This is a genomic window from Streptomyces macrolidinus, assembly GCF_023887685.1.
GTDB lineage: Bacteria > Actinomycetota > Actinomycetes > Streptomycetales > Streptomycetaceae > Streptomyces > Streptomyces macrolidinus.
In genome coordinates, this window is record NZ_JAMWMR010000011.1 from 132,708 (window position 1) to 152,510 (window position 19,803).

Sequence of the window (19,803 nt, forward strand, 5' to 3'; positions counted from 1 at the left end):
CGGAACTACGGTAGAGGGACCTGGAATCGAAGCGGATTCCAGGTCCCTTCGCCGTTGGTTCCCGCTGCCGGATGCTGCGCGCCGAGTCACAGGTGCGTACAGGGTGCTCCTTACCCGTGTCGGTCAGGTGTGCGGGACTTGTGTCGGTCAGGTGTGCGGGTGGTGTTCGCCTGCGTCTTCGGTGAAGAGATCCTCCGGTCGTTCGACCGTGCCGGAGCGATCCAGCCAGTCGGCGAGGCGATCGAGGTCGGTGCAGGAGGCGATGCGCTCGCGGGTGTCGTCGGAGACGTGAAAGCCGCGCACCTCGAGAACGCGCAGAATCCCCTTGGCCTCGCCTCTGGCCTCGCCTTCGGCCTTGCCTTCGGCCTTGCCCTTCAGGTAGGTCTCCTCGAAGAGGGTGCCCCTGCCCGGGAAGTAAGTCACGACCATCTTCTCCAGTCCTTTCCATACTTCCTTCGCCGGAGTGTTCTCCAGGCCGATTTCCACCAACTCGCACCAGTACATCGCCGTGGACTTGTCGAAGGACCGCATCCCGCGGGCCAGCATGCCCAGTATGGCGGCGATTCTCCTGCTCTCGCTGTGCACGATGACCGAGATCGTCGCCAACGCCGGAGAATGGGCGACCGATGACTCGTCGGTGATCTCCGGGACGTTGTCCGGGCCGATCACGAAGGGACGCGTGGTCTGGGTCGACCAGGGACCGACACGGCATTCGAAGGGACCTGCCGCCCAATGTGCGGTCCGCTGGTTCTTGCAGACGGTGACCAGCAGCACCGGGAGTTCGTACTTCGCGTGCAGGTAGGCCACGTAATAGGCCCAACTGGTGCCCTTGTCCAGGTCCTGCTTGGTCTGGGCCTCCACGGCGACCAGGAAGTGTTCTCCCTCCGACGGCTCGACTCTCAGGACGGTGTCCACACGGCGTTCCATGGGCCGGATCTCTGTGGCGTCGGGGGTGAGCGCCTCGATGATCGCCTTCGCCGGCGGCGGGAGGCCGAGCATCTCGAAGACGGGGGTGAGGGCTTCCGGATGGTCCTGGAAGATCCGGTGTGAGGCCTCGTGTGTTGATGTGACCATGGGCGCAACGTTGGCCGGTCATGGAGCGGGTTGGCCGGGAGATCGGCGAGTGTTCACTCGTTCGGGAAGTGAAGAAACGTTCAGAGCGTGTGTGAGGAGACGGCCGTATGTGACCTGGGCCGCTAGGGCCTCGACTCGCGCTTACGGTGCGGGGGCTCCTCGTATGCCGCGGAGCGGTCGGCTTCCCCTGTGCGCGCGCCCCACTCCTGATCGACCAGGAATGGGGCGCGCGGGGGTGTGCGGGGCGGGTCAGCCCTCGGTGCCGCCGAAGCGTTCCTTGTACGTCTCCAGGTCCTCGTCCGTGAGCTTGGCGAACAGGACCGGCGGGACCGTGAAGGGCGTGCCGGTGGGCACCGCGGTCAGGGACTTCGCCTCGTCGGGCGTGACCCAGCTCGCCGTGTCGTCCGGCAGGGCGAACGCCGCGCGCATCCTCGCCGCCGTGGCGGGGATGAACGGCTCGGAGACCACCGCGTAGAGGTGGATCAGGTTCATCGCCGTGCGCAGGGTGAGGGCCGCGCCGTCCTTGTCGGTCTTGATCTCCAGCCAGGGGGCCTTCTCCTCCAGGTAGGAGTTGCCCGCCGACCAGAGCGCGCGCAGCGCCGCCGCCGCCTTGCGGAACTGGAGCGCCTCCATGTGCTCCTCGTACTCGGCGAGGAGCCGCGCGATCTCCTCGCCCAGCTTCGCCTCGGGCTCGCCCGGCGTACCGCCGTCGGGGACCTCCTCGCCGAAGCGCTTCTTGGAGAAGGACAGGACGCGGTTGACGAAGTTGCCGAGGGTGTCGGCGAGGTCCTTGTTGACCGTGGCCGTGAAGTGCTCCCAGGTGAAGGACGAGTCGTCCGACTCCGGCGCGTTGGCGATCAGGAAGTAGCGCCAGTAGTCGGCCGGGAGGATGTCCAGGGCCTGGTCGGTGAAGACGCCCCGCTTCTGGGAGGTGGAGAACTTACCGCCGTAGTACGTCAGCCAGTTGAAGGCCTTGACGTAGTCGACCTTCTTCCACGGCTCGCGCACGCCGAGCTGCGTGGCCGGGAACATCACCGTGTGGAACGGGACGTTGTCCTTCGCCATGAACTCGGTGTAGCGGACCGCGTCGTCCGCGTCGTACCACCAGGACTTCCAGTCGCGGTTCTCCGGGTCCTGGTCCGACCACTCCTTCGTCGCGCCGATGTACTCGATCGGGGCGTCGAACCAGACGTAGAAGACCTTGCCCTCCGCCGCCAGCTCGGGCCAGGTGTCCGCGGGGACCGGGACGCCCCAGTCCAGGTCGCGGGTGATCGCCCGGTCGTGCAGGCCCTCGGTCAGCCACTTGCGGGCGATCGAGGAGGCCAGGTGCGGCCAGTGCCGCTCGTGGCGGGCGACCCACTCCTCCACCTCGTGCTGGAGCTTCGACTGGAGGAGGAAGAGATGCTTGGTCTCCCTGACCTCCAGGTCCGTGGCGCCGGAGATGGCGCTGCGCGGGTCGATCAGGTCCGTGGGGTCGAGGACCCGGGTGCAGTTCTCGCACTGGTCGCCGCGGGCCTTGTCGTAGCCGCAGTGGGGGCAGGTGCCCTCCACATAGCGGTCGGGGAGGAAGCGGCCGTCCGTGGGCGAGTACACCTGGCGGATGGAGCGTTCCTCGATGAAGCCGTTCTCGTGCAGCTTGCGGGCGAAGTGCTGCGTGATCTCGACGTTCTCCGGGCTGGAGCTGCGGCCGAAGTAGTCGAAGGAGAGCGCGAAGCCGTCGTAGACCGCCTTCTGGGCGTCATGGGCCTGCGCACAGAACGTGTCCACCGGGATGCCCTGCTCCTTGGCGGCCAGCTCGGCGGGGGTGCCGTGCTCGTCCGTCGCGCAGATGTACAGGACGTCGTGGCCACGCTGGCGGAGGTACCGGGAGTACACGTCCGCCGGGAGCATGGACCCCACCATGTTGCCCAGGTGCTTGATCCCGTTGATGTACGGAAGGGCGCTGGTGATGAGGTGTCGAGCCATCGCGGGCTGCTCCCAAGTCGCTGCACGGAGTGACGATCAATCGGATTTTCGGGTCGGCTGGATCGTCTACGAACCTTGAAATCGTAGCCGACATGGGTACGCCGCCCGCGTCCCGTTTTATGAGCTGAGAAGCCCGGCGCTCCTGAGGGGGTCGTACGACTGCCTCAGGAGGCCTTGGGGGGAGGGATGCGGGCGGCGCTGGGGGGTTCGCTGGGGGTTGCTGCGGGCTTACGGGCGCCAGTTCGCCAGTACGCCCTCGTAGACCTCCGTGTCGGTGAGTTCCCGGGGGGTCTCGCCGGCGAGGAAGTGTGCCGTGTTGTCGGCCTTGAGCTTGCGGAGGTAGTCGAAGGCCTTGTGCTCCGGGTCACCGAAGGCGACGAAGGAGAAGAAGACGGCGGGGTGGTTCTTCGCGGCGGCCGTGAGCGCCTGGGTGGCGGGCGTCTTGGTGTCCGGGGCGCCGTCCGTCTGGAAGATCACCAGGGCGGGCAGGGCGGGGTCCGCGGACTGCTCGTGGTGGGCGACGACCGCGTCCACCGCCGCGTGGTAGCTGGTGCGGCCCATGCGACCGAGGGCCGAGTGGAGTTCGTCGATCTTGTTCTCGTACGCGGCGAGGGTGAGTTCGCCGGTGCCGTCCAGCTCGGTGGAGAAGAACACGACGTGGACCGAGGCCTCGGGGTCGAGGTGCGCGGCGAGCGCGAGGGCCTGCTCACCGAGGGCCTGCGCGGAGCCGTCCTTGTAGTACGGGCGCATGGACGCGGAACGGTCCAGCACGAGGTACACCTTGGCCCGCGCACCGGCAAGCTCGCGCCGCCCGAGCACGGCACCGGCGGCCTGATAGGCGGTGGCGAGCCCGGGGGCCAGGGAGGCGACGCGGTCGTGGGGGACGGCGGGCTGGGCCGTGCCGTCGGAGCCGTCGGTGACGGGGTTCTGGGGCTGGGCCTCGGCTTCGGGTGCGGCTTCCGGGGTGGGCTGGGGCTCGGCTGCCACGTCGGCGTCGGCCGGGGTCTGCGGCTCGGGCTCGGCCGCGACCTCCTCCGGTGCGCTCGCCGTCTCCGGCTCGGGGCTCTCCTCGGCCTCGGGCTGCGGCGCGGTGTCCGTGGCGGGCTCGGCTGTGGCCTGCGGTTCGGGTTCGACGGTCGTCTCGGTCGAGACCTCGGCGATGGGCTCGGGGTCCGGTGCGCTCGCTGTCTCGGGCTCGGGGGTGGGCTCCGGCTCCGTGGCCTCCGGTTCCGGGATGACCTCGGCCTGCGGTTCAACGGCGGCTTCCGGCATGGCCGTGACCTCGGCCTGCGGCTCGGGCTCGGTCTCTGCGGTGGCCGTTGTCTGCGTGTCGAGCTGGGCGGCCTCGGGTTCCGGGTTCATGGCCTGCGGCTCGGGGGTGACGTCGATCTGGGGTTCGGGCTCCGCCGTGACCTCGGCGGTGGGCTGCGGCTCCGGGGTGTTCGCCGTCTCCGGTTCGGAGGCGGGCTGGGGCTCCGGGCTCTCCTCGGTCTCGGGCTGAAGCTCGGGGTCTGAGATCGTCTCCGCCTCGGGTTCCGGGTTCGTGGCCTGCGGTTCGAGGGTGACGTCAGCCTGCGGTTCGTCCGTGGCCTTGGGCTCGGCCTCTGCCGTGACCTTCAGCTCCGGGGTGGGCGCGGCCTGCGGATCGTCCGTGGCCTCCGGCTCGGGGGTGACGTCGATCTGCGGTTCGGGCTCCGCCGTGACCTCGGCGGTGGGCTGCGGCTCCGGGGTGTTCGCCGTCTCCGGTTCGGAGGCGGGCCGGGGCTCCGGGCTCTCCTCGGTCTCGGGCTGAGGCTCAGGGTCTGCGTCGGTCTCCGCCGGGGTGTCCTCGGTCTGCGGTTCAACGGCGGCTTCCGGCGTGGCCGTGGCTTCGGGCTCGGTCTCCGCGATGACCGTCGTCTGCGTCTCGGGCTGGGTGGCCTGCGGCTCGGGGGCGACGTCGGCTTCGGGCTCGTTCGCCGCCGTAGCCGTCGTCTCCGCCTCGGACTCCGGTGCGTCCGCCGTCTCGGCCTCGGCCTTGGGTTCCGGGCTCTCTTCGGCCTTGGACTGCGGTCCCGTGGCCTCCGGTTCGGGGCTGGCCTCGGCCTCAGGCTTGGTCTCCGCCTTGGGCTGCGGCTCCGGGGTGACGTCTGCCTGCGGTTCCGGCGTGGTCTCGGCCCCGGGTTCGTCTGTGGTCGTCGTCTCCGACGACTCGGGCTTCGTGACCTCGGGCGGGGCCGACTCGGTGGTTTCCGGTTCCGTCGCACGCGATGCCTGGCGCGGCACCGTCACGTTCTCGAAGGCCGCCTTCACCAGCTCGTGTTCCTGCGCCCCCGGCGCCTCCGCCTCCGACTCCGGCGACTGTTCCGGGATGTCGGCCGCGGGCTCCGTGACGGGCGGCTCCGGTTCTGCCGTTGCCACCGGCGAGGTGGTCGTCTCCTCCGAGGGCTCCCCCTCGGCGGCGCGACCCTTGCGTGAGCGGCCGAACGCGTTCCGCAGGAGAGTGAGAATGCCCATGTGCGCAACCCTTCGCATGAGGTGAAGCCCGTCAATCCCTGGCCAGGACGGACACGTAAGGTTAGCGGCCACGGGCAGTGATCTTGGGCAGGGTCCGACCATCGGAAGCGCCCGATGTCAACACCACGATCCCGCCACCGCCGACCTCGCGCTCCCTCCCGCCGCCCCCGAGGCCACCGCTGCCACCTCTTCGGCGCAACTCCCCCCGCCCTCAGCAGGCGGAACGGCTAGGCGCGCTGACGTAGCGTCAGATCCACGAGCAGCGCACGGTGATCGGTGTCGGCGATGTCCAGGAAGCGGGCCGAGTTCACCGAGAAGTCCTCGCGCGAGACGAGGACATGGTCGATCTGCACGCCCAACGGCGAAGGGACGCGGGCGGGCCAGGAGGGCGTACGGGCGCTGTCCGCGAGTCGCGCGCTGTCGTGCAGGCCGGTGTCGAGGATGCGGCGGAACTCGGCGTGGTCCTGGGAGGCGTTGAAGTCGCCCGCGAGGATCGTCGGGGTGTCGTCATCGGCCGTCGCGTATGTACGCAGTGCTCCCAACTCGCGGCGCCAGAGCGCCAGTTGACCCATCAGCGGGGGCATGGGGTGGGCGAGTTGGAGGCGTACGCGGTGTCCGCGGACGTCGGCGACGGCGCCCGGCATACCCATGGTGCCGGGCACACCGGACGCGGCCTTCAGCGGGAACCGGCTGAGCAGGACCGAACCGTCGGAGCCGGCGCCCTCGACCGCCTGCCGGTAGCGGTAGACGCCGTCCGGGCCGCCGAAGGCCTGCTCCAGCGTGGCCGAGCAGCGGTGCTCGCATTCCTCGACGAACACGATGTCGGGGCGTTCACGGCGGATGGCGGTCACGAGAGAGGCGGTGCCCCGGCCGTACTGCACATTGGACGTCAGCACGCGGAACTCGGCGAGCGGCGTGCCGGTGGGTTCGTCGCTCTTGCCGTACGGCTCCATGAACCACGCGAGTGGCGCGAGGACGAGAACGCCCCAGACCAGGCCGGTGCGCCAGCGGGCGAGCAGGGCGAACAGCAGGGCCAGGCCGACCGGAACGATCAACCAGGGGAGGAACGCGAGCAGTTGGGGGACCGGGCTGATCGCGTCGGTGTCGGCGGCACGACAGCCGACGACGGCGCTCACCCCCGCGAGCAGCACCCCGGCGAACCAGGCGGCCACGGTCCGCCCCCGGGACCGGTGCCCGGCAGCGGTCGGCTCGGTCCACTCCGCGGTCGCCGTCTCCACGTACGTACCGCCTTCCCCTCGGTGGGCTGGGGTCCGCATCCTCCCCCAAAGACGGGGCGGGCGGGGAGACGGTTGCCAGACCCGCCAGACCCGCCAGACCCGCCAGACCCGCCAGACCCGTCGGGCCTGTCAGGTCGGGTCAGGCCTGTACGCGCTCCGTCCCCTCCGTCCCTTCCGTCGCGACCGCGTCGTCCCCCGCCGTCGCGCGCCGTCGGCGGTGGATCAGGCCGGTGAGCCACGCACCCAGGGCGACCGCGAGGCCGAGTGCCAACAGCAGCCAGGAGACCGTGCGGAGGGAGCGGGTGAGCGCGTCGTAGACCGCCCCGGCGGCCGGTTGCGAGACGCCCGCCGGGAGGTCCCGAAGTGTCATCCGGCGGCCCACCTCGATCGCGACGACGAGCAGCCCGGCGCCCAGTGCCGTGCCGAGACCGGTCACGAGCACCGCCCGGCGGCGGCACACGGCGACCAGGATGCCGGTCAGCGCGAAGCCGACCGCGGCGCCGGGCAGCCAGAAGCCGGTGACCTCGAGCACGTGGAACCCCTTCCGCAGCTTCGTCAGATCCTCGGCCTCCAGCAGGGTGATCTCCGTGTGCGCCACCGGGATACGGCCCGCGAACGGCACGTGGTCGTCGGTCAGTCGGCGCTTCAGCCGCTCGGTGGCGGGGGCGAGGTCGATGATCACCGGGTGGTCGTCGTCCTCGCGCAGGGCACGGATCACGGCGTCGTGGGCGGTGAGGTTCGCGGTGTCCCAGGCGCTGCGGAAGGCGTCGGTGTCGGTGAACGAACGCACCGCGTCGTGCACGAAGGCGTGCACCGAGCCCTGGAGGGGCTGCCCGACGTGCACTTCGCGCATGATGCCGTCGGTGACGGCGGCGGCGATGGCGTCCTGGACCCCGGCGTCGGAGACCAGCGGCTCGGTGGTGGCGGCGTAGCGCGCGCCGTCCTCGATGCCGTACGTCGCCCACACGGCGAGGACGCCCAGTGGTGCGAGCAGGCAGGCGAGGCCGACGAGCACGGCGGAGAGCATGCTTCGGACACGTTGGGACACGCCCTCAGCGAATCGCGCCGCCCCACGACCGGCGAGCCGATCGCCTGCAAACGGGTGGGGGGCGAACAGGGCCCGCCGCGCTCTCCGGTGGAGGGTTCACCCGAACGGGTGTTACCTGGTGAGGGGAGGGCTGCCGGTCCCCGGGAGCGGGTCCCGGGGCGGGTGAGTGAGGGAGACGCATGAGGCCCCGACGTCGGCGCGGCCGATACGCCGGGGTCTCGTGCGTCGGAGCGTGTACCGGAGCGAACGCCGGGCGGGGCGGTCGCCCCGCCGAGCCTGGCGGTCAACCCACCGCGCCGGACGGCCGACCCACCACACCGGACGGCCGGCTCACCGAGCCGGGCGCCAATCCGTCCGTTCCTCCGGTCTCTTCGGCTCGTGCGTGTAGTACCGGTAGTAGTTGAGCAGGAACACGGCCGCGGCGATCACGAGTCCCAAGCCCACCGTGCTGTACACGCTGTGGCCGCTCTGGCTGAACAGGAAGCCGAGTGCGATGCCCGCGAACATCGCCCACAGCAGCGCGTGCTGCCCGCGTCGCATATGCCGTGTCGCGAAGAACAGCGCGATGCTCACCACCGCGAACACGAGCGCGGTCATGAAGCCGAAGAGGATGTTCCAGCCCGTGAGCGGGCCGCCGTGGCGCCGGGTGGTCGCGGCCCAGTAGCCGTAGACGAGACCGAGGACGACGGGCACCGCGAACCGCCCGACGGCGTGCGTACGCCGGTCGAAGAGGTCGGGCGGGCGCTGTGCCGTGGTCATGCCGGGGTATCCCGTGACCCTGTCGGGGGATCTGGTGACGGGTGTGCGTGCTGTCCCCGAGGCGCGTGCCGCGTGAGCCATGAGAGCACTCCTCTCTCCTCGTTCCCGCCCTCCAGAGCACACCTGGCCGGGGCGGTCGGCAAGTCGGGATGCGGGGCCACGGGGGCCGTGTTTCGCTGGGGCACATGAGGATCGAGCTGCTCGGGGCGACGGCTCCACGCGCCCGCGTGCCGGACGCGTCCTGATGAACGGCGGCGCCGGGTGCCCATCTGTCGACCACCGCACGACCGGCCCGAGGACCGCAGCCAGGACGGGCCCGTGCGCCGACGGCGCGGCCTCGCGTGGTCCCGTCGACGCCGTGGCCCCGGACGACTCGCCGCCTGGCGGATCCGGCGCCGACCGTACTCCCCCGACTCCGGGACGCCGCCCGGCGACCCCGACCCCGGCAGACCCGCCTGGCGCGGTGTGCCGCGCCCGCGGTGGCTGCCGCTGCGCGTGCACGGGCACAGCGTCACCTGGCTCCTGCCGCTCGCACTGCTCCTGATCATCGCGCTGCTCGACTGGACCATGGCGGGCGGGTTCCGGACCATCTCCTGGGTCGTGCTGGCCCCGGCCATCGCCGCCGCCCTCTGCGGGGTGTGGGGCACGGTGAGCGCCGCCGTGCTGGCCGCCACCGTCTACGAGGTCGAGGACCACACCTGGCCGCACGAGCTGCGGACCGGGCTGCCCGGCTTCATCCTGGTCGTCGTGGGCGGCGCGCTCGCCGTGCTGGCCTGCGTGGTCCGGGTGCGCGGCGAGCGGCGCATGGTGCACATGCAGGACCTGGTCGAGATCACCCGGCACACGGTGCTGCGCCCGCTGCCGGACGGCTGGGGCGGCCTCGACCAGGCCGCGGTCTATCTCGCCGCCGACAGCGTCGCCCGCGTCGGCGGCGACTTCTACGACATCCAGCCCGGCCCGCAGGGCACCCGTGTCGTGCTCGGTGACGTCCAGGGCAAGGGGCTCGCCGCCGTCACCGCCGCCCTCGCGCTGCTCGGCACCTTCCGCGAGGCGGCGTACCACGAGCCCGCCCTCGACGTGCTCGCCCACCGGCTGGAGCTGCGCATGCAGCGGCATGTGCGCTACCGCGTGGGCCTCGGCTACCAGGACGACCCGCGCTTCACCACCCTCGTGCTGGTCGCCTTCCCCCCGGCCGACAGCTCGTACGTGGAGGTCGTCAACTTCGGCCACGAACCGCCGCTGGTGGTCTCCCCCGACGGCGTACGGCCGCTCCCGCCGGGGGACGGCCTGCCGCTGGGCATCGCCGACCTGAGCGACGAAGGACTGCCGCCCGTGCGGCGCGTACCGCTCGCACCCGGCGAGACGCTGCTGCTGGTCACGGACGGGGTCTCCGAGGCGCGCGACGCCGCCGGGGAGTTCTTCCCGCTGAGGGAACGGGTGGCCGACGCGGTTGCCGAGGACCCGCGTGCCGCCGAGCCGGGCCCGCTGGTCCGCCTGGTCCGCGACGGCACCCTGCGGCACTGCGCGGGCCACCTCGACGACGACACGGCGATCCTCGCGGTACGCCGGTCCCGAGGAGCCGCGGCGAGTGAGCGCGGAGGCGAGTGAGCGCGGAGGCGAGTGAGCGCACAGGCGCAGCGGTTACGGTGCTGACGTACGTGGTCGATCGGGGAGGGAACGATGCCCGGAACCGTGCTGCTGCTCGCGGCGTCACCGGCGGGCAAGGGGAGCCTGGTGGACGCGACGTCCGTGCTCCCGGTGCTCGCCGCGGTCGCCCCGCCCGTGCTGTCCGGGACCGACACGGCGAACGTGGTCGAACTCGCCGACCCCCTGGAGCCGCAGGCCGTCCTGACCTGGCTGCGGGGCGCCGCGACCGCCCCCGGCCCGCTGACGGTGTTCCTCACCGGGCAGCTCCAGCTCGACCGCCGCCAGCGTCTGCCGCATCTGGCGCTGGCCCGCACGACCCCGGCCACCGTCCGCTACACCGGCTTCCCCTGGCACTGGTTCCGGGAGGAACTGCGGCTGCGTACGCCCGGTACGACCACGGTGTTCGCGGATCTGCACGCGGACGCGGAGACCTGGCGGACCCGGCACGCGCTCTCCCTCGACTGCGGCCCCCGGGTCGCCCTCTACGGCCGCGTCGGCCCGCCGCCACCGCGCCGCACGCGGGCGGTCCCGGCGTACACGAAGGCGCTGGCGACGATCCTGCGCAGTGGTCAGCGGCCGGAACCGGCAGCCCTCCACCACCAGGCCCTGACCCGGGCGTTCGCGAAGGGCCGCACACCCGACGCACTCGTCCTCAGCCCCGACGAGCAGGCGCCAGACGGGAGTTGGGGCGCTGCGCCGACCTCCTCGCGGACGTCACCCCCGTCCCCGTCCGAGCCCCCGCCCACAGATCCGCACGACGCCCTCACGGCTGCCGTCCGGGAGGGTCGGCACGCCGACGCGGCGGCGCTCGCGGCGCGGTGGGAGGAGGCCGCGGTGCGCGAGCGCGGGCCCGGCTCCGCGGAGGCGCTGCACTGGAGCGAGGTCGGCGCCGACCTCGCGATGCTCGCGGGGGACGCCGGTCGCAGTTGCCGGGCGTGGCTGGCGGTGGCCGACGCCCGTCTGGACGCGGGTCAGGACCCCGAGGACCCGGCGGTGGAGGCCGCCGTCGATCGCGCCCATCACCAGTGGAGCCGCATGAGCGATCTGGACCTGGCCTGTGAACTGGGGCCCGCCCTGGCGGACTTGCGCGCGCGGGTGCCGGGCCGCCGCGAGGGCGCGCTCCGGCATGTGCACCAGCGGCTGGAGGAGTTGAGGCAGGCCCAGCACGTGCCGGGGTAGACGCCCGATCAGGGGCCGGCCGAGGGGACGTACGACGGGTTCCCCGACTCCGTGGCCTGCGCCGGGCCGAACTGGGCGGCCATGGTCAGGGCGGCCACGGCGATCAGGGCGGCGGCGACGCTTCGGGAGTAGCGGGCGGCTGTTCGTCGGAGCACGGCGACCTCGCCTCGCATCAGCGGCTTGTTAAGTGGGCTTAACGTCCGGCTTAACGTAGGGCGTCCCGAGGGGTGGTGCAAGGGGGTGCGCGGAGGTTCCCGGTCCGCGCCCACCTGCGTCAAGTGCGCTGTGCTTCAAGAGGAGTTGGGAATCCGTGCAACTGGACGGGGAGATAAGTGCAGTTGATGGCATGCTTGATGCATGGCGGAGCGTGACGATCCGGAGACCATCGGGCGCAGGGTGCAGCGGCTGCGGACCGAACGCGGACTGACCCAGAAGCAGTTGGCCGAACCCGCGTACACGCCCGCGTACATCTCCACCGTGGAGGCGGGCCGGGTCCGCGCCTCCGAACCGGCGCTGCGGCACATCGCGGAGCGACTCGGCATCGCCTACGAGGAGTTGCTGACCGGCCGCCCGGCCCATCTCGCCACCGGCCTGCGTCTCAGGCTGACCGACGCCCAGCGCACCCTCGCGACCGGTGACGCCGAGGCCGCCGCCGAACAGTACGCCGCGCTGCTCGCGGAGGCCGAGGAGCACGGGCTCGTCGGCGAACAGGCCGCCGCGCTGCTCGGGCTCGGCGAGTGCGCCCTGGAGCGGGGCGATCTGACCACCGGGCGGCGCCACTTCGAGCGCTCGGAGGAGTGTCTGCGCGACGCGCCGCTGACCAGCCGCGTCCCGGCCCTGCGCGGCCGTGCCGTCTCCCACTACCTCGCCGGTGAACTCCGCTACGCCTGCTACCTGTTGGAGACGACCCTCGACGAACTGAACCGCTCCGGCCTGCACGACCCGGACGCCCTGCTGCTGCTCTACGCGAGCGCGATCGGCCCGTACATGGACATGGGCGCCCATGCGCGCGCCGCCCAGGCCGCCGAGTTCGCGCTGGCGCTCGCACCCCAGGTGGGCGACCCGGCGCTGGTCGCGCGCATGCACCGGTCGGTGGCGCGCACGCTGATCGCCGAGGGCCGTATCGCCGAGGCGGACGCCTCCCTGGCCAAGGCCGCCGAGATGTACCGCCAGCTCCAGATACGCACCGAGCTGTCCAACTGCCACTGGATGCGCGGGTACCTGTATGTGCAGAACGGCGAACTGGAGCGCGCCGAAGGGGAGTTACGCGAGGCGCTCGCCATGCTCTCCGAGCAGCGGGCCGCCCTCTACAGCAGCCAGGTCGCGGTGGAGCTGGCGGACGTTCTGCACCGCCGCGGGAAGTCCCAGGAGGCCGCCGGGCTGCTGCGCGGCGTCCTCGGTGACATCGGCCCCGAGCGCGGCGCCGTGCACTCCGCGGGCGCCCACCGCCTCCTCGGCATCATCGCGGAGGACGCCCGCGACACGGAGGCCGCCGAGGAGCACTACGTCCGCGCGCTGAGCCTGCTGGAGCGGGCGGGCGCGGCCGGTGACCTGGCGGACCTGTGCCGACTGCTCGGCGATCTGCTGCGCCGTACGGGCCGGGTGGAGGCGGCTCTGGACGCGTACCGTACGGGCCTCGGCCACCGCACCGCCCCCGGCACGACGACCCTCGGCCCCGCCCCGGCCCAGCCACCCCTGTAGCGACCCCGGCCGCGCTCACGGGGTGACGATCGCGAAGCCCCGGTCCGGCTGGGTGACGTACGAGAACAGCCGCTTGAGCAGCCCCCGGTCCCCTTCCGTCTCGATGCCCGCGAGGCCCTTGCCCGCGAGCAGCCCGAGGAGTTCGGCGCGGGTCAGGGTGAGCGTGAGGCCCGCGTGCTGTTTCGGGGCGCGGTGCAGCGGCAGGCTGCGGTGGGTGAGCGCGCCGTGCTCCAGGTTGATCCGGTGGCGGCGCTGCTCGTCGATCAACACCAGGTCGATGATGATCCGCGGCTCCCGGGCCGCGCGCGGCCCGTCGATACGGATCGCGATCGAGTCCAGCAGCATGCTCACGGTGAGCGCCGAGGTCATCCCGCTGGTGTCCGTCGGGTCATGGGCTCCCGCGCCCTTGCGCAGCTCCAGCGCGCCGGTCAGATAGATGTTCCGCCAGGGCCCGTTCTCCGCGCCGTATCCGAGGCGTTCGTACACGCCCGCCAGCGCCTCCTTCGCCTCCTCGTCGTCCGGGTCGGCGAAGACGAGGTGGTTGAGGAGGGTGGCGGCGAAGCGCGGGTCCCCGGCGTCCGCGTACCGCCGGGCCGTGGCGAGCATCGCCTCCGGACCGCCCGCCACCTCCACGTACCGCTCGGCGAGCGCGCGCGGCGGATGCTCCCACAGATGGGCGGGGTTGCCGTCGTACCAGCCCATGTAGCGCTGGTAGACGGCCTTGACGTTGTGGTTCAGGGACCCGTAGTAGCCCCGCGCGTGCCAGGCGCGCTCCAGAGCGGGCGGCAGCCGCAGCTCCTCCGCGATCTCCGGGCCCGTCAGACCGCTGTTCAGCAGGCGCAGGGTCTGGTCGTGCAGATACGCGTACAGGTCCCGCTGCTCCACCAGCAGCCGGACGACGTTGTCGTGTCCCCAGGTCGGCCAGTGGTGCGAGGCGAAGGCCACGTCGTAGGCGTCGCCGAAGAGATCGACGGCCTCGCCGAGATGGCGCGACCAGGCGTGGGCGTCGCGGACCAGGGCGCCGCGCAGCGTCAGGATGTTGTGCAGGGTGTGCGTGACGTTCTCGGCGAGGCACAGGGCGCGCTGCTCGGGAAGGAGGAAGTTCATCTCGGCGGGCGCCTCGGCGCCGGGCGTCAGTTGGAACAGGATGCGGATGCCGTCCACGGTCTCCGTCTGCCCGGTGTGCGTGATGTCGACGGTCGGCGGGACGAGGCCGACCGTGCCGGTGGACCGGGCCATGCCGAGCCCGCTGCCGATGTGCCCGTCCGGCGCCTTGGTCAGCCGGGTGCCGAACACGAAGTCGGCGCGGCGGGCCATCGCGGGCCCGGCGAAGACGTTCTCGCTGACCGCGTGGTCCAGGAACCCGGCGGGCGCGAGGATCGGCACGGTCGCGTCGTCGCGCGGCAGCACCCCGGGGGCGCCACCGAAGTGGTCGACATGGGAGTGGGTGTAGATCAGCCCGGTGACGGGCCGCTGCCCGCGATGGTGCCGGTAGAGGGCGAGAGCCGCCGCCGCGCACTCGGCGGAGATCAGCGGATCGATGACGAGGACACCGTCCCGGCCCTCGATCAGCGTCATGTTGGAGAGATCGAGTCCGCGTACCTGGTAGACGCCCTCGACGACCTCGTACAGCCCCTGCCGCGCGCAGAGCTGCGACTGCCGCCACAGACTCGGGTGCGCGGTGCCGGGACAGGCCTCGGCGAGGAACCCGTACGCGTCCCCGTCCCACAGCACCCGCCCGTCCTCGGCGCTCACCACTCCGGGGGAGAGGGCGGCGACGAACCCCCGGTCGGCGTTCTCGATGTCGGTCCGGTCCTCGAAGGGCGGCAGTCCGTCAGGGGGCGCGGCGTCCATGGGGCCAGCTTTGGCGCGCGGGCTGCCGGGGGCCAGCGGTGGGGGACCGTTCGAGGGGCCCCGGCGCCCGGCCGACCCTGCGCCTTGGCCGGCCTGATGCCCAACGGCCTGTAGAGCAGAGGTCGTTGGACGTGATCAGGGCGTCGGATCGGCCGGGCCCGACTGCTGGGTCTCCGTGGGGGTCTCCGCCGAGCTGTCGTCCGGGGAGAACAGCGCCATGCCCACGAACACCGCCACGACGAACAGCACCGTCGCGGCGGCGATCCCCACCACGCGCGGTCGCTGTGCGAGAAGCGCGCGCAGGTCGAGCCTGCTCCCGGTCGGCGCCGGTCGGCCGCGCCGGCCCCCCGAGGCCGTGCGCTCACGGGGAACGGCCGCGGCGGTCCGCTGGCGGTGGGCCGCCCGGTGCCCCGCGCCCCCGGCCGCGGACGGGAGCTTGTACGTCGTCGCCGGGCCCGTCTCGGTACGGGGGACCGGCGGCCGGGCGGGGACGGGAGGCGGCGCCGGGGCCGCGGCCGGGAGCGGCTCGGCGCTGCCCCGCCAGGAACCGGAGCCGAACCAGTCGGCGGTCTGCCGTGCCGTGGGCCGCTCCTCGGGCCGCTTGGCGAGCAGGCTGAGCAGGTAGTTCTCGAAGGCGGGCGGCAGGGCGACGCCGAGTTCGCGCGGTGGCACGGGGGCCGCGTCGAGGTGCTGGTGCAGGATCGCGATCGGGGTGTCCGCGCGGAACGGCGGCTTCCCGGTGAGGAGTTGGTAGAGCACGCAGCCGAGCGAGTACACGTCGCTGGGCGGTCCCGCGGGCTTGCCCAGGGCGCGCTCGGGCGCGATGTACAGACTCGTGCCGACGATCTGCCCGGTCGCCGTGAGCGCCGCCGAAGGGTCGTCCATGAAGCGGGCGATACCGAAGTCGCCGATCTTCACCGTGCCGTCCGCGTCGAGCAGCAGATTGCCGGGCTTGATGTCGCGGTGCACGATGCCCTGCTCATGGGCGACGGCGAGCCCGGCCGCCGCCTGTGCGGCGATCAGGGCGACCCGCTCGGCGGGCAGCGGCCCGTCACCGGAGAGCACCCCGGAGAGGCTGTCGCCGTCCACCAGCTCCATCACCAGGAACAGCCGGCCCTCGTGCTCCCCGAAGTCGAGGACGCCCACGACATGGGGGTGATGCAGCCGGCCCGCCGTCTGGGCCTCCAGCCGGAACCGGGACTCGGCGGTGGGATCGGTGTTCTCGGTGCGCAGCACCTTGACGGCGACGGGGCGGCCGAGCATCTGGTCGTAGGCAGCCCAGACCTCCCCCATCGCGCCGCGCCCGATGGCAGTGTGCAGCTCGTACCGGCCCGCGATCAGCACCTGTTGTTACATCCTCATGCCGCGAGGCGAACGCCGTTGAGACGCACGCCGTAAGACGAATCCGTAAGACGAATGCCGTGAGACCTCTCGGCCGCTGTCGGCCATGACTCGCCGGGGCGGGTGATGGTGGGGGTGCCGCAGCGGGTCCCAGCCTACTGGCCGCGGTCACCCGGCTCGATCATGGTCTCCGTTCAGCACCCGAGACCGGTCGGAACGAACTCGATCCGCGCCTGCCGGTCCGTGCCGAGGGCCTCGTGGTACGTGGTGCTGGTGACCCGGTACCAGACGTGGTCCCGCGTGGTGTCGCCGTTCACGTCGTCCAGCATCACGCACCACCGCTCCTTCCGGACCACCCGCCGGTAGCTCTCGGTGCCCTGGTGGACCTTGCGGCAGCTCCGGTACCGCTCGGTGGTGTACCAGGTGCGCGTCTTCTTCCGGGTGCCCGTCCCCGTGCGCCGGGTGTGCTTGACCCGCCTGGTGGCGGGCGTGCACTTCTTGACCAGATGCGGCCGGGTGTCCCGGACGGTCTTGCGGGAGACATGGCGGACGCTGTCGCGGAGCCCGACGACATGGTCCGGGTCCGCGGGGGACCGCGTGCTGACGTTCCCGCTGCCGGGACCCGCGCCGCCCTTGTACCCCGCGGCGTCCCCGTTCCCTCCGCCGCCACCGCACGCGGCGAGCCCCGCCATGAGGAACGCCGTCACCCCGGCGACCAGCAGTCGCTGCTTGCTGAACATCTCTCCCCCTGGGGTCACCGCACGTGTCCGGGCGCGGCCGGCAGTCAGACTAACGGATCTGGGCAGCACGGCCTTTCGACAGCGGTGGGGACAGCACGGCCTTTCGAGAGGGGTGGGTGCGGCGTGAGGATGGAGGAGTGGAGGGAGGTACGCGATGCGAATCCTTCACCCTCACTTCTGCGTGTACCTGATGGCCCTCGGCATACCGCCGGTGTGGAGGACGGTCCCGCTCGCCACTCACCCGGGCGTGGCCGCCGCCGTCCTGGCCTTCGCCGCCCTCGCTCTCGTGGTCGGCACGCGGGCACGGCAAGGCCGCGTCCGGCGGTTCCGGGGCGGCCCGCGGGACAGGGCGGCCGAGCCGGTGGACGCGTCGTGGTTCACCACCCACACGCTGGACGGCTTCCCCGAGGCCGCCGTCCGCGCCCGCCTGAAGGCTCCCGGCGCGCCGTCCACCGACCGTGTCTATGCCGCCTGGGTGCTGGCCGTCCATGGAATGGACGCCGCGGGGCTGGAGAGGCACCTCTCGCTGCCCGCCGACCTGGCCCATCTGCTCGTCGAGGCCGCCGAACCGCGACGCCACAACCGGGAGCCGCCGGAGAGGTGCGACGGGTCCGGGAGCGTGTAGTCGGGCGTGTGGTCGGGTGCGGTCACGGCGTCCGGCGCCCCGAAGGGGACGCCGGACGCCGTCCGTCCGCGGGCGCCTACGCCCGGTGCGCTTCGAGCGCGGCCCGGACGCCCGACTCCACGGCACCCTCGATCCACGACGGCTTCACCGAGGTGTGGTCCCCGGCGAAGTGCAGCGGTCCCTCGGGGGCGCGGATCGCCGCGAGCAGCTCCGTGTGCTGGCCGGGGAGCAGGACGGACGCCTCGCCGTACGCGTACGGGTCACGCAGCCAGCTCTGCGTGCGCCCGGCGCCCGTGTAGAAGACCTCGACGCGCTGCCCGTAGACCTGCTGCAGGCCCCTGAGCGCGTGCGGATAGCGGGCCTCCTCGTCCAGGGAGTCCCAGCGGGAGGCGTCGTCGGCCCAACTGTAGGAGGCGAGGACGACGCCTCCCTTGCTGCCGGGGACCGGGTGCGAGGGCTGGATCATGAAGCGGTTGGAGTTGTCGGAGACCGAGCCGCCGCCGACGATGTGCGCCGCCTCGGGCTGGTCGCGGGTGGCCCAGCGGTTGGCGGCGTAGTGGGCGCGCTGCGCCGGGCTGATGTGCCCGCGCGGCACCGACGGGTGCGCGCCGAGCAGGCTTCCGTCGGCGGGTGCCTTGCCCCGCCGGTAGTCCTCGTACAGTCCGGGGCGCACCGCCTCCAGCTCTCGCTTCCAGTCGCTCTCGGTGAACTCCCACCAGCGGCGGCTGAATTCGAGCAGCACCTTGGTCGCGCTGTCGTAGTGCAGCTCCGTGACGGCACGGCGCTTGCCGTACGACATCAGCGGGCTGATCTGCACCTGCCGCAGTCCGGAGAACGGCACGGTGACGATCGCCAGGTCGCCCGTGAACTGCTCGCGGACGACCTTGCCGTCGCGGCCCTCGGACACCGTGTCGATCCATACGTGCGGACCGCCCTCGCGGACCTGCGAGACGTCGTCGCTGCCGTGCCGGTCGGGGGACCAGTACTCGATGTGCGTCGCGCGGCGGTCCAGGCGTACGAGGCCCTCGACCTTCCGCAGCAGCGCGTCCGGCAGCGTCGCGGTGCCGCCGACCAGCTCCCAGAACGTGGTGTCCGGGCTGATCAGCGACTGGCTGATGAAGCTGTGGATGAACGACAGCGGCAGCCGCGAGGTCAGGTTCTCCAGGGTGCCGACGAGATCGAGCGTGCGCTCGTCGAAGCCCGCCTGCTCGGTCAGGAAGCGGTACATGGACCAGTCGCCGTACCGCTGGATCACCCGGGCCCAGCCCCGCACCCGCTCGGGCAGGGGCTTGTCGACGCGCTTGCCGTCCGCGCCGACCGTGCTGAACTCGTCGCGTACGGGGTCCAGGGCCTCGCGCAGGATCTGGGAGGAGGGCTTGTCCTGGTACTTGCTCGGGACGCCGAACGACTGGTTGATCCTGCGGGGTGACTTCGCGTAGTCGGAGCGGCGCATCCGGATGCCGTTGACATGGAGCCACGCGTGGTTGACGGGCTTGCCCTCGCCGTCGACGTCCACGAGGTAGAACGGCCGCCGCTGGACGCCGAGTCGGTCGATCAGGCCGATCACCAGCGGATGGCTGCCGGGGATCCGCATGGCCCCGGCCTCGGCGTACTGCCGGGGGTCGGTGAACGGCTGGGCCGCGTGCTCGTGCCCGCCCGTACGGAAGGTTTTGATACGGCCGCCGACGCGGTTGCCGTTGGCCTCCAGCACCGTGACGTGGTGCCCGGCCCGCTTCAGCAGCCAGGCGGCCACGAGACCGGCCGGTCCGGCGCCGACCACCAGGATCTTCTTGGCGGCCGTGGACCGGGCGCGAGGCAGCCCGGAGTCGAGGATCTTCTGGTAGGCCGGGACGAGCGAGGTGTCGTGGTCGTCCACGACCAGCAGCGCGCGGGCGACCGCGAGACAGGTGTCCCAGTCGGCGGTGGATCTCGGCGGACAGGGGGCCTGGCGAGGAAGAACGGGTGCGGCGGGCGCGGCGGCGGCCGGTTCCGGCGCGGCGAGACCGAGCGCGGTCACGGCGGTGGCCGTACCGGCCACGGTGGTGAACTGCCGCCGGGAGAAGGGCTGATGACTGTCCGGGGTACGGAGTTGATCCATACGTCACTGCATAGGGCGCCGGGGCGCACGCTCACAGG

At 72.1% G+C, this 19,803-nt stretch carries 15 protein-coding genes; 4 read left to right on the top strand and 11 right to left on the bottom strand.

Translation table 11 applies throughout. The features are described from left to right. Positions 1-147: 147 nt before the first annotated feature. From NGF19_RS15270 to NGF19_RS15295, 6 genes are all read right to left on the bottom strand, one after another. A complete protein-coding gene (locus tag NGF19_RS15270) occupies positions 148-1,074 on the bottom strand; it encodes an RpnC/YadD family protein (RefSeq protein WP_252425429.1) in 927 nt (308 codons plus the stop codon). 249 nt (positions 1,075-1,323) lie between these two features. After that, positions 1,324-3,039 (bottom strand): methionine--tRNA ligase, encoded by a 1,716-nt coding sequence (gene metG, locus NGF19_RS15275; protein ID WP_252425430.1) that lies wholly within the window; start codon positions 3,037-3,039, stop codon positions 1,324-1,326. A gap of 228 nt (positions 3,040-3,267) precedes the next feature. Beyond that, a complete protein-coding gene (locus NGF19_RS15280; protein WP_252425431.1) occupies positions 3,268-5,535 on the bottom strand; it encodes a VWA domain-containing protein in 2,268 nt (755 codons plus the stop codon). Between the two features lie 227 nt (positions 5,536-5,762). Then, the gene (locus NGF19_RS15285) at positions 5,763-6,773 is read right to left on the bottom strand and encodes an endonuclease/exonuclease/phosphatase family protein (protein WP_252425432.1); all 1,011 of its coding nucleotides are present in this window, start codon (positions 6,771-6,773) and stop codon (positions 5,763-5,765) included. A 139-nt stretch (positions 6,774-6,912) separates the two neighbouring features. Further along, entirely contained in the window at positions 6,913-7,821 is a 909-nt protein-coding gene (locus NGF19_RS15290) for a hypothetical protein (RefSeq protein WP_252425433.1), read from the bottom strand. 330 nt (positions 7,822-8,151) lie between these two features. After that, complete coding sequence (locus NGF19_RS15295; protein ID WP_372505660.1) at positions 8,152-8,661, bottom strand: hypothetical protein; 510 nt, start codon at positions 8,659-8,661, stop codon at positions 8,152-8,154. Positions 8,662-9,045: 384 nt separating this feature from the next. Here NGF19_RS15295 and NGF19_RS15300 point away from each other — a divergent pair, with 384 nt between their 5' ends. Together NGF19_RS15300 and NGF19_RS15305 are read left to right on the top strand one after the other, a co-directional pair. Continuing rightward, complete coding sequence (locus NGF19_RS15300; protein ID WP_252425463.1) at positions 9,046-10,188, top strand: PP2C family protein-serine/threonine phosphatase; 1,143 nt, start codon at positions 9,046-9,048, stop codon at positions 10,186-10,188. A gap of 72 nt (positions 10,189-10,260) precedes the next feature. After that, a complete protein-coding gene (locus NGF19_RS15305) occupies positions 10,261-11,406 on the top strand; it encodes a hypothetical protein (RefSeq protein WP_252425435.1) in 1,146 nt (381 codons plus the stop codon). A gap of 8 nt (positions 11,407-11,414) precedes the next feature. On the opposite strand, the gene NGF19_RS15310 is transcribed toward NGF19_RS15305, so the two are convergent. Further along, positions 11,415-11,579 (bottom strand): hypothetical protein, encoded by a 165-nt coding sequence (locus tag NGF19_RS15310; protein ID WP_252425436.1) that lies wholly within the window; start codon positions 11,577-11,579, stop codon positions 11,415-11,417. A 184-nt stretch (positions 11,580-11,763) separates the two neighbouring features. Here NGF19_RS15310 and NGF19_RS15315 point away from each other — a divergent pair, with 184 nt between their 5' ends. Beyond that, positions 11,764-13,107: a tetratricopeptide repeat protein gene (locus NGF19_RS15315; protein ID WP_252425437.1), complete on the top strand. Its 1,344-nt coding sequence runs from the start codon at positions 11,764-11,766 to the stop codon at positions 13,105-13,107. 15 nt (positions 13,108-13,122) lie between these two features. Here the strand turns inward: NGF19_RS15315 and NGF19_RS15320 are convergent, their stop codons facing one another. The 3 genes from NGF19_RS15320 to NGF19_RS15330 all read right to left on the bottom strand — a co-directional run bounded on the left by NGF19_RS15320 (position 13,123) and on the right by NGF19_RS15330 (position 17,042). Further along, entirely contained in the window at positions 13,123-14,961 is a 1,839-nt protein-coding gene (locus NGF19_RS15320; RefSeq protein ID WP_252425438.1) for an alkyl/aryl-sulfatase, read from the bottom strand. A 135-nt stretch (positions 14,962-15,096) separates the two neighbouring features. Next, positions 15,097-16,305: a serine/threonine-protein kinase gene (locus NGF19_RS15325; RefSeq protein ID WP_252425439.1), complete on the bottom strand. Its 1,209-nt coding sequence runs from the start codon at positions 16,303-16,305 to the stop codon at positions 15,097-15,099. Positions 16,306-16,496: 191 nt separating this feature from the next. Then, complete coding sequence (locus NGF19_RS15330; RefSeq protein ID WP_252425440.1) at positions 16,497-17,042, bottom strand: hypothetical protein; 546 nt, start codon at positions 17,040-17,042, stop codon at positions 16,497-16,499. A 154-nt stretch (positions 17,043-17,196) separates the two neighbouring features. On the opposite strand from NGF19_RS15330, the gene NGF19_RS15335 reads away from it, so the two are divergent. Further along, complete coding sequence (locus NGF19_RS15335) at positions 17,197-17,667, top strand: hypothetical protein (protein ID WP_252425441.1); 471 nt, start codon at positions 17,197-17,199, stop codon at positions 17,665-17,667. A gap of 76 nt (positions 17,668-17,743) precedes the next feature. Here the strand turns inward: NGF19_RS15335 and lgoX are convergent, their stop codons facing one another. After that, positions 17,744-19,765, bottom strand: a complete 2,022-nt coding sequence (lgoX, locus tag NGF19_RS15340; RefSeq protein ID WP_252425442.1) for an L-glutamate oxidase LgoX — start codon at positions 19,763-19,765, stop codon at positions 17,744-17,746. Positions 19,766-19,803: the final 38 nt, after the last annotated feature.

What these genes read in the sequence shown, in the direction of transcription:
- NGF19_RS15270 (WP_252425429.1), bottom strand. Translation starts at nt 1,074, where the DNA reads ATGGTCACATCAACACACGAGGCCTCACACCGGATCTTCCAGGACCAT.
- metG (WP_252425430.1), bottom strand. Translation starts at nt 3,039, where the DNA reads ATGGCTCGACACCTCATCACCAGCGCCCTTCCGTACATCAACGGGATC.
- NGF19_RS15280 (WP_252425431.1), bottom strand. Translation starts at nt 5,535, where the DNA reads ATGGGCATTCTCACTCTCCTGCGGAACGCGTTCGGCCGCTCACGCAAG.
- NGF19_RS15295 (WP_372505660.1), bottom strand. Translation starts at nt 8,661, where the DNA reads ATGGCTCACGCGGCACGCGCCTCGGGGACAGCACGCACACCCGTCACC.
- NGF19_RS15305 (WP_252425435.1), top strand. Translation starts at nt 10,261, where the DNA reads ATGCCCGGAACCGTGCTGCTGCTCGCGGCGTCACCGGCGGGCAAGGGG.
- NGF19_RS15310 (WP_252425436.1), bottom strand. Translation starts at nt 11,579, where the DNA reads ATGCGAGGCGAGGTCGCCGTGCTCCGACGAACAGCCGCCCGCTACTCC.
- NGF19_RS15315 (WP_252425437.1), top strand. Translation starts at nt 11,764, where the DNA reads ATGGCGGAGCGTGACGATCCGGAGACCATCGGGCGCAGGGTGCAGCGG.
- NGF19_RS15320 (WP_252425438.1), bottom strand. Translation starts at nt 14,961, where the DNA reads ATGGACGCCGCGCCCCCTGACGGACTGCCGCCCTTCGAGGACCGGACC.
- NGF19_RS15330 (WP_252425440.1), bottom strand. Translation starts at nt 17,042, where the DNA reads ATGTTCAGCAAGCAGCGACTGCTGGTCGCCGGGGTGACGGCGTTCCTC.
- NGF19_RS15335 (WP_252425441.1), top strand. Translation starts at nt 17,197, where the DNA reads ATGCGAATCCTTCACCCTCACTTCTGCGTGTACCTGATGGCCCTCGGC.
- lgoX (WP_252425442.1), bottom strand. Translation starts at nt 19,765, where the DNA reads ATGGATCAACTCCGTACCCCGGACAGTCATCAGCCCTTCTCCCGGCGG.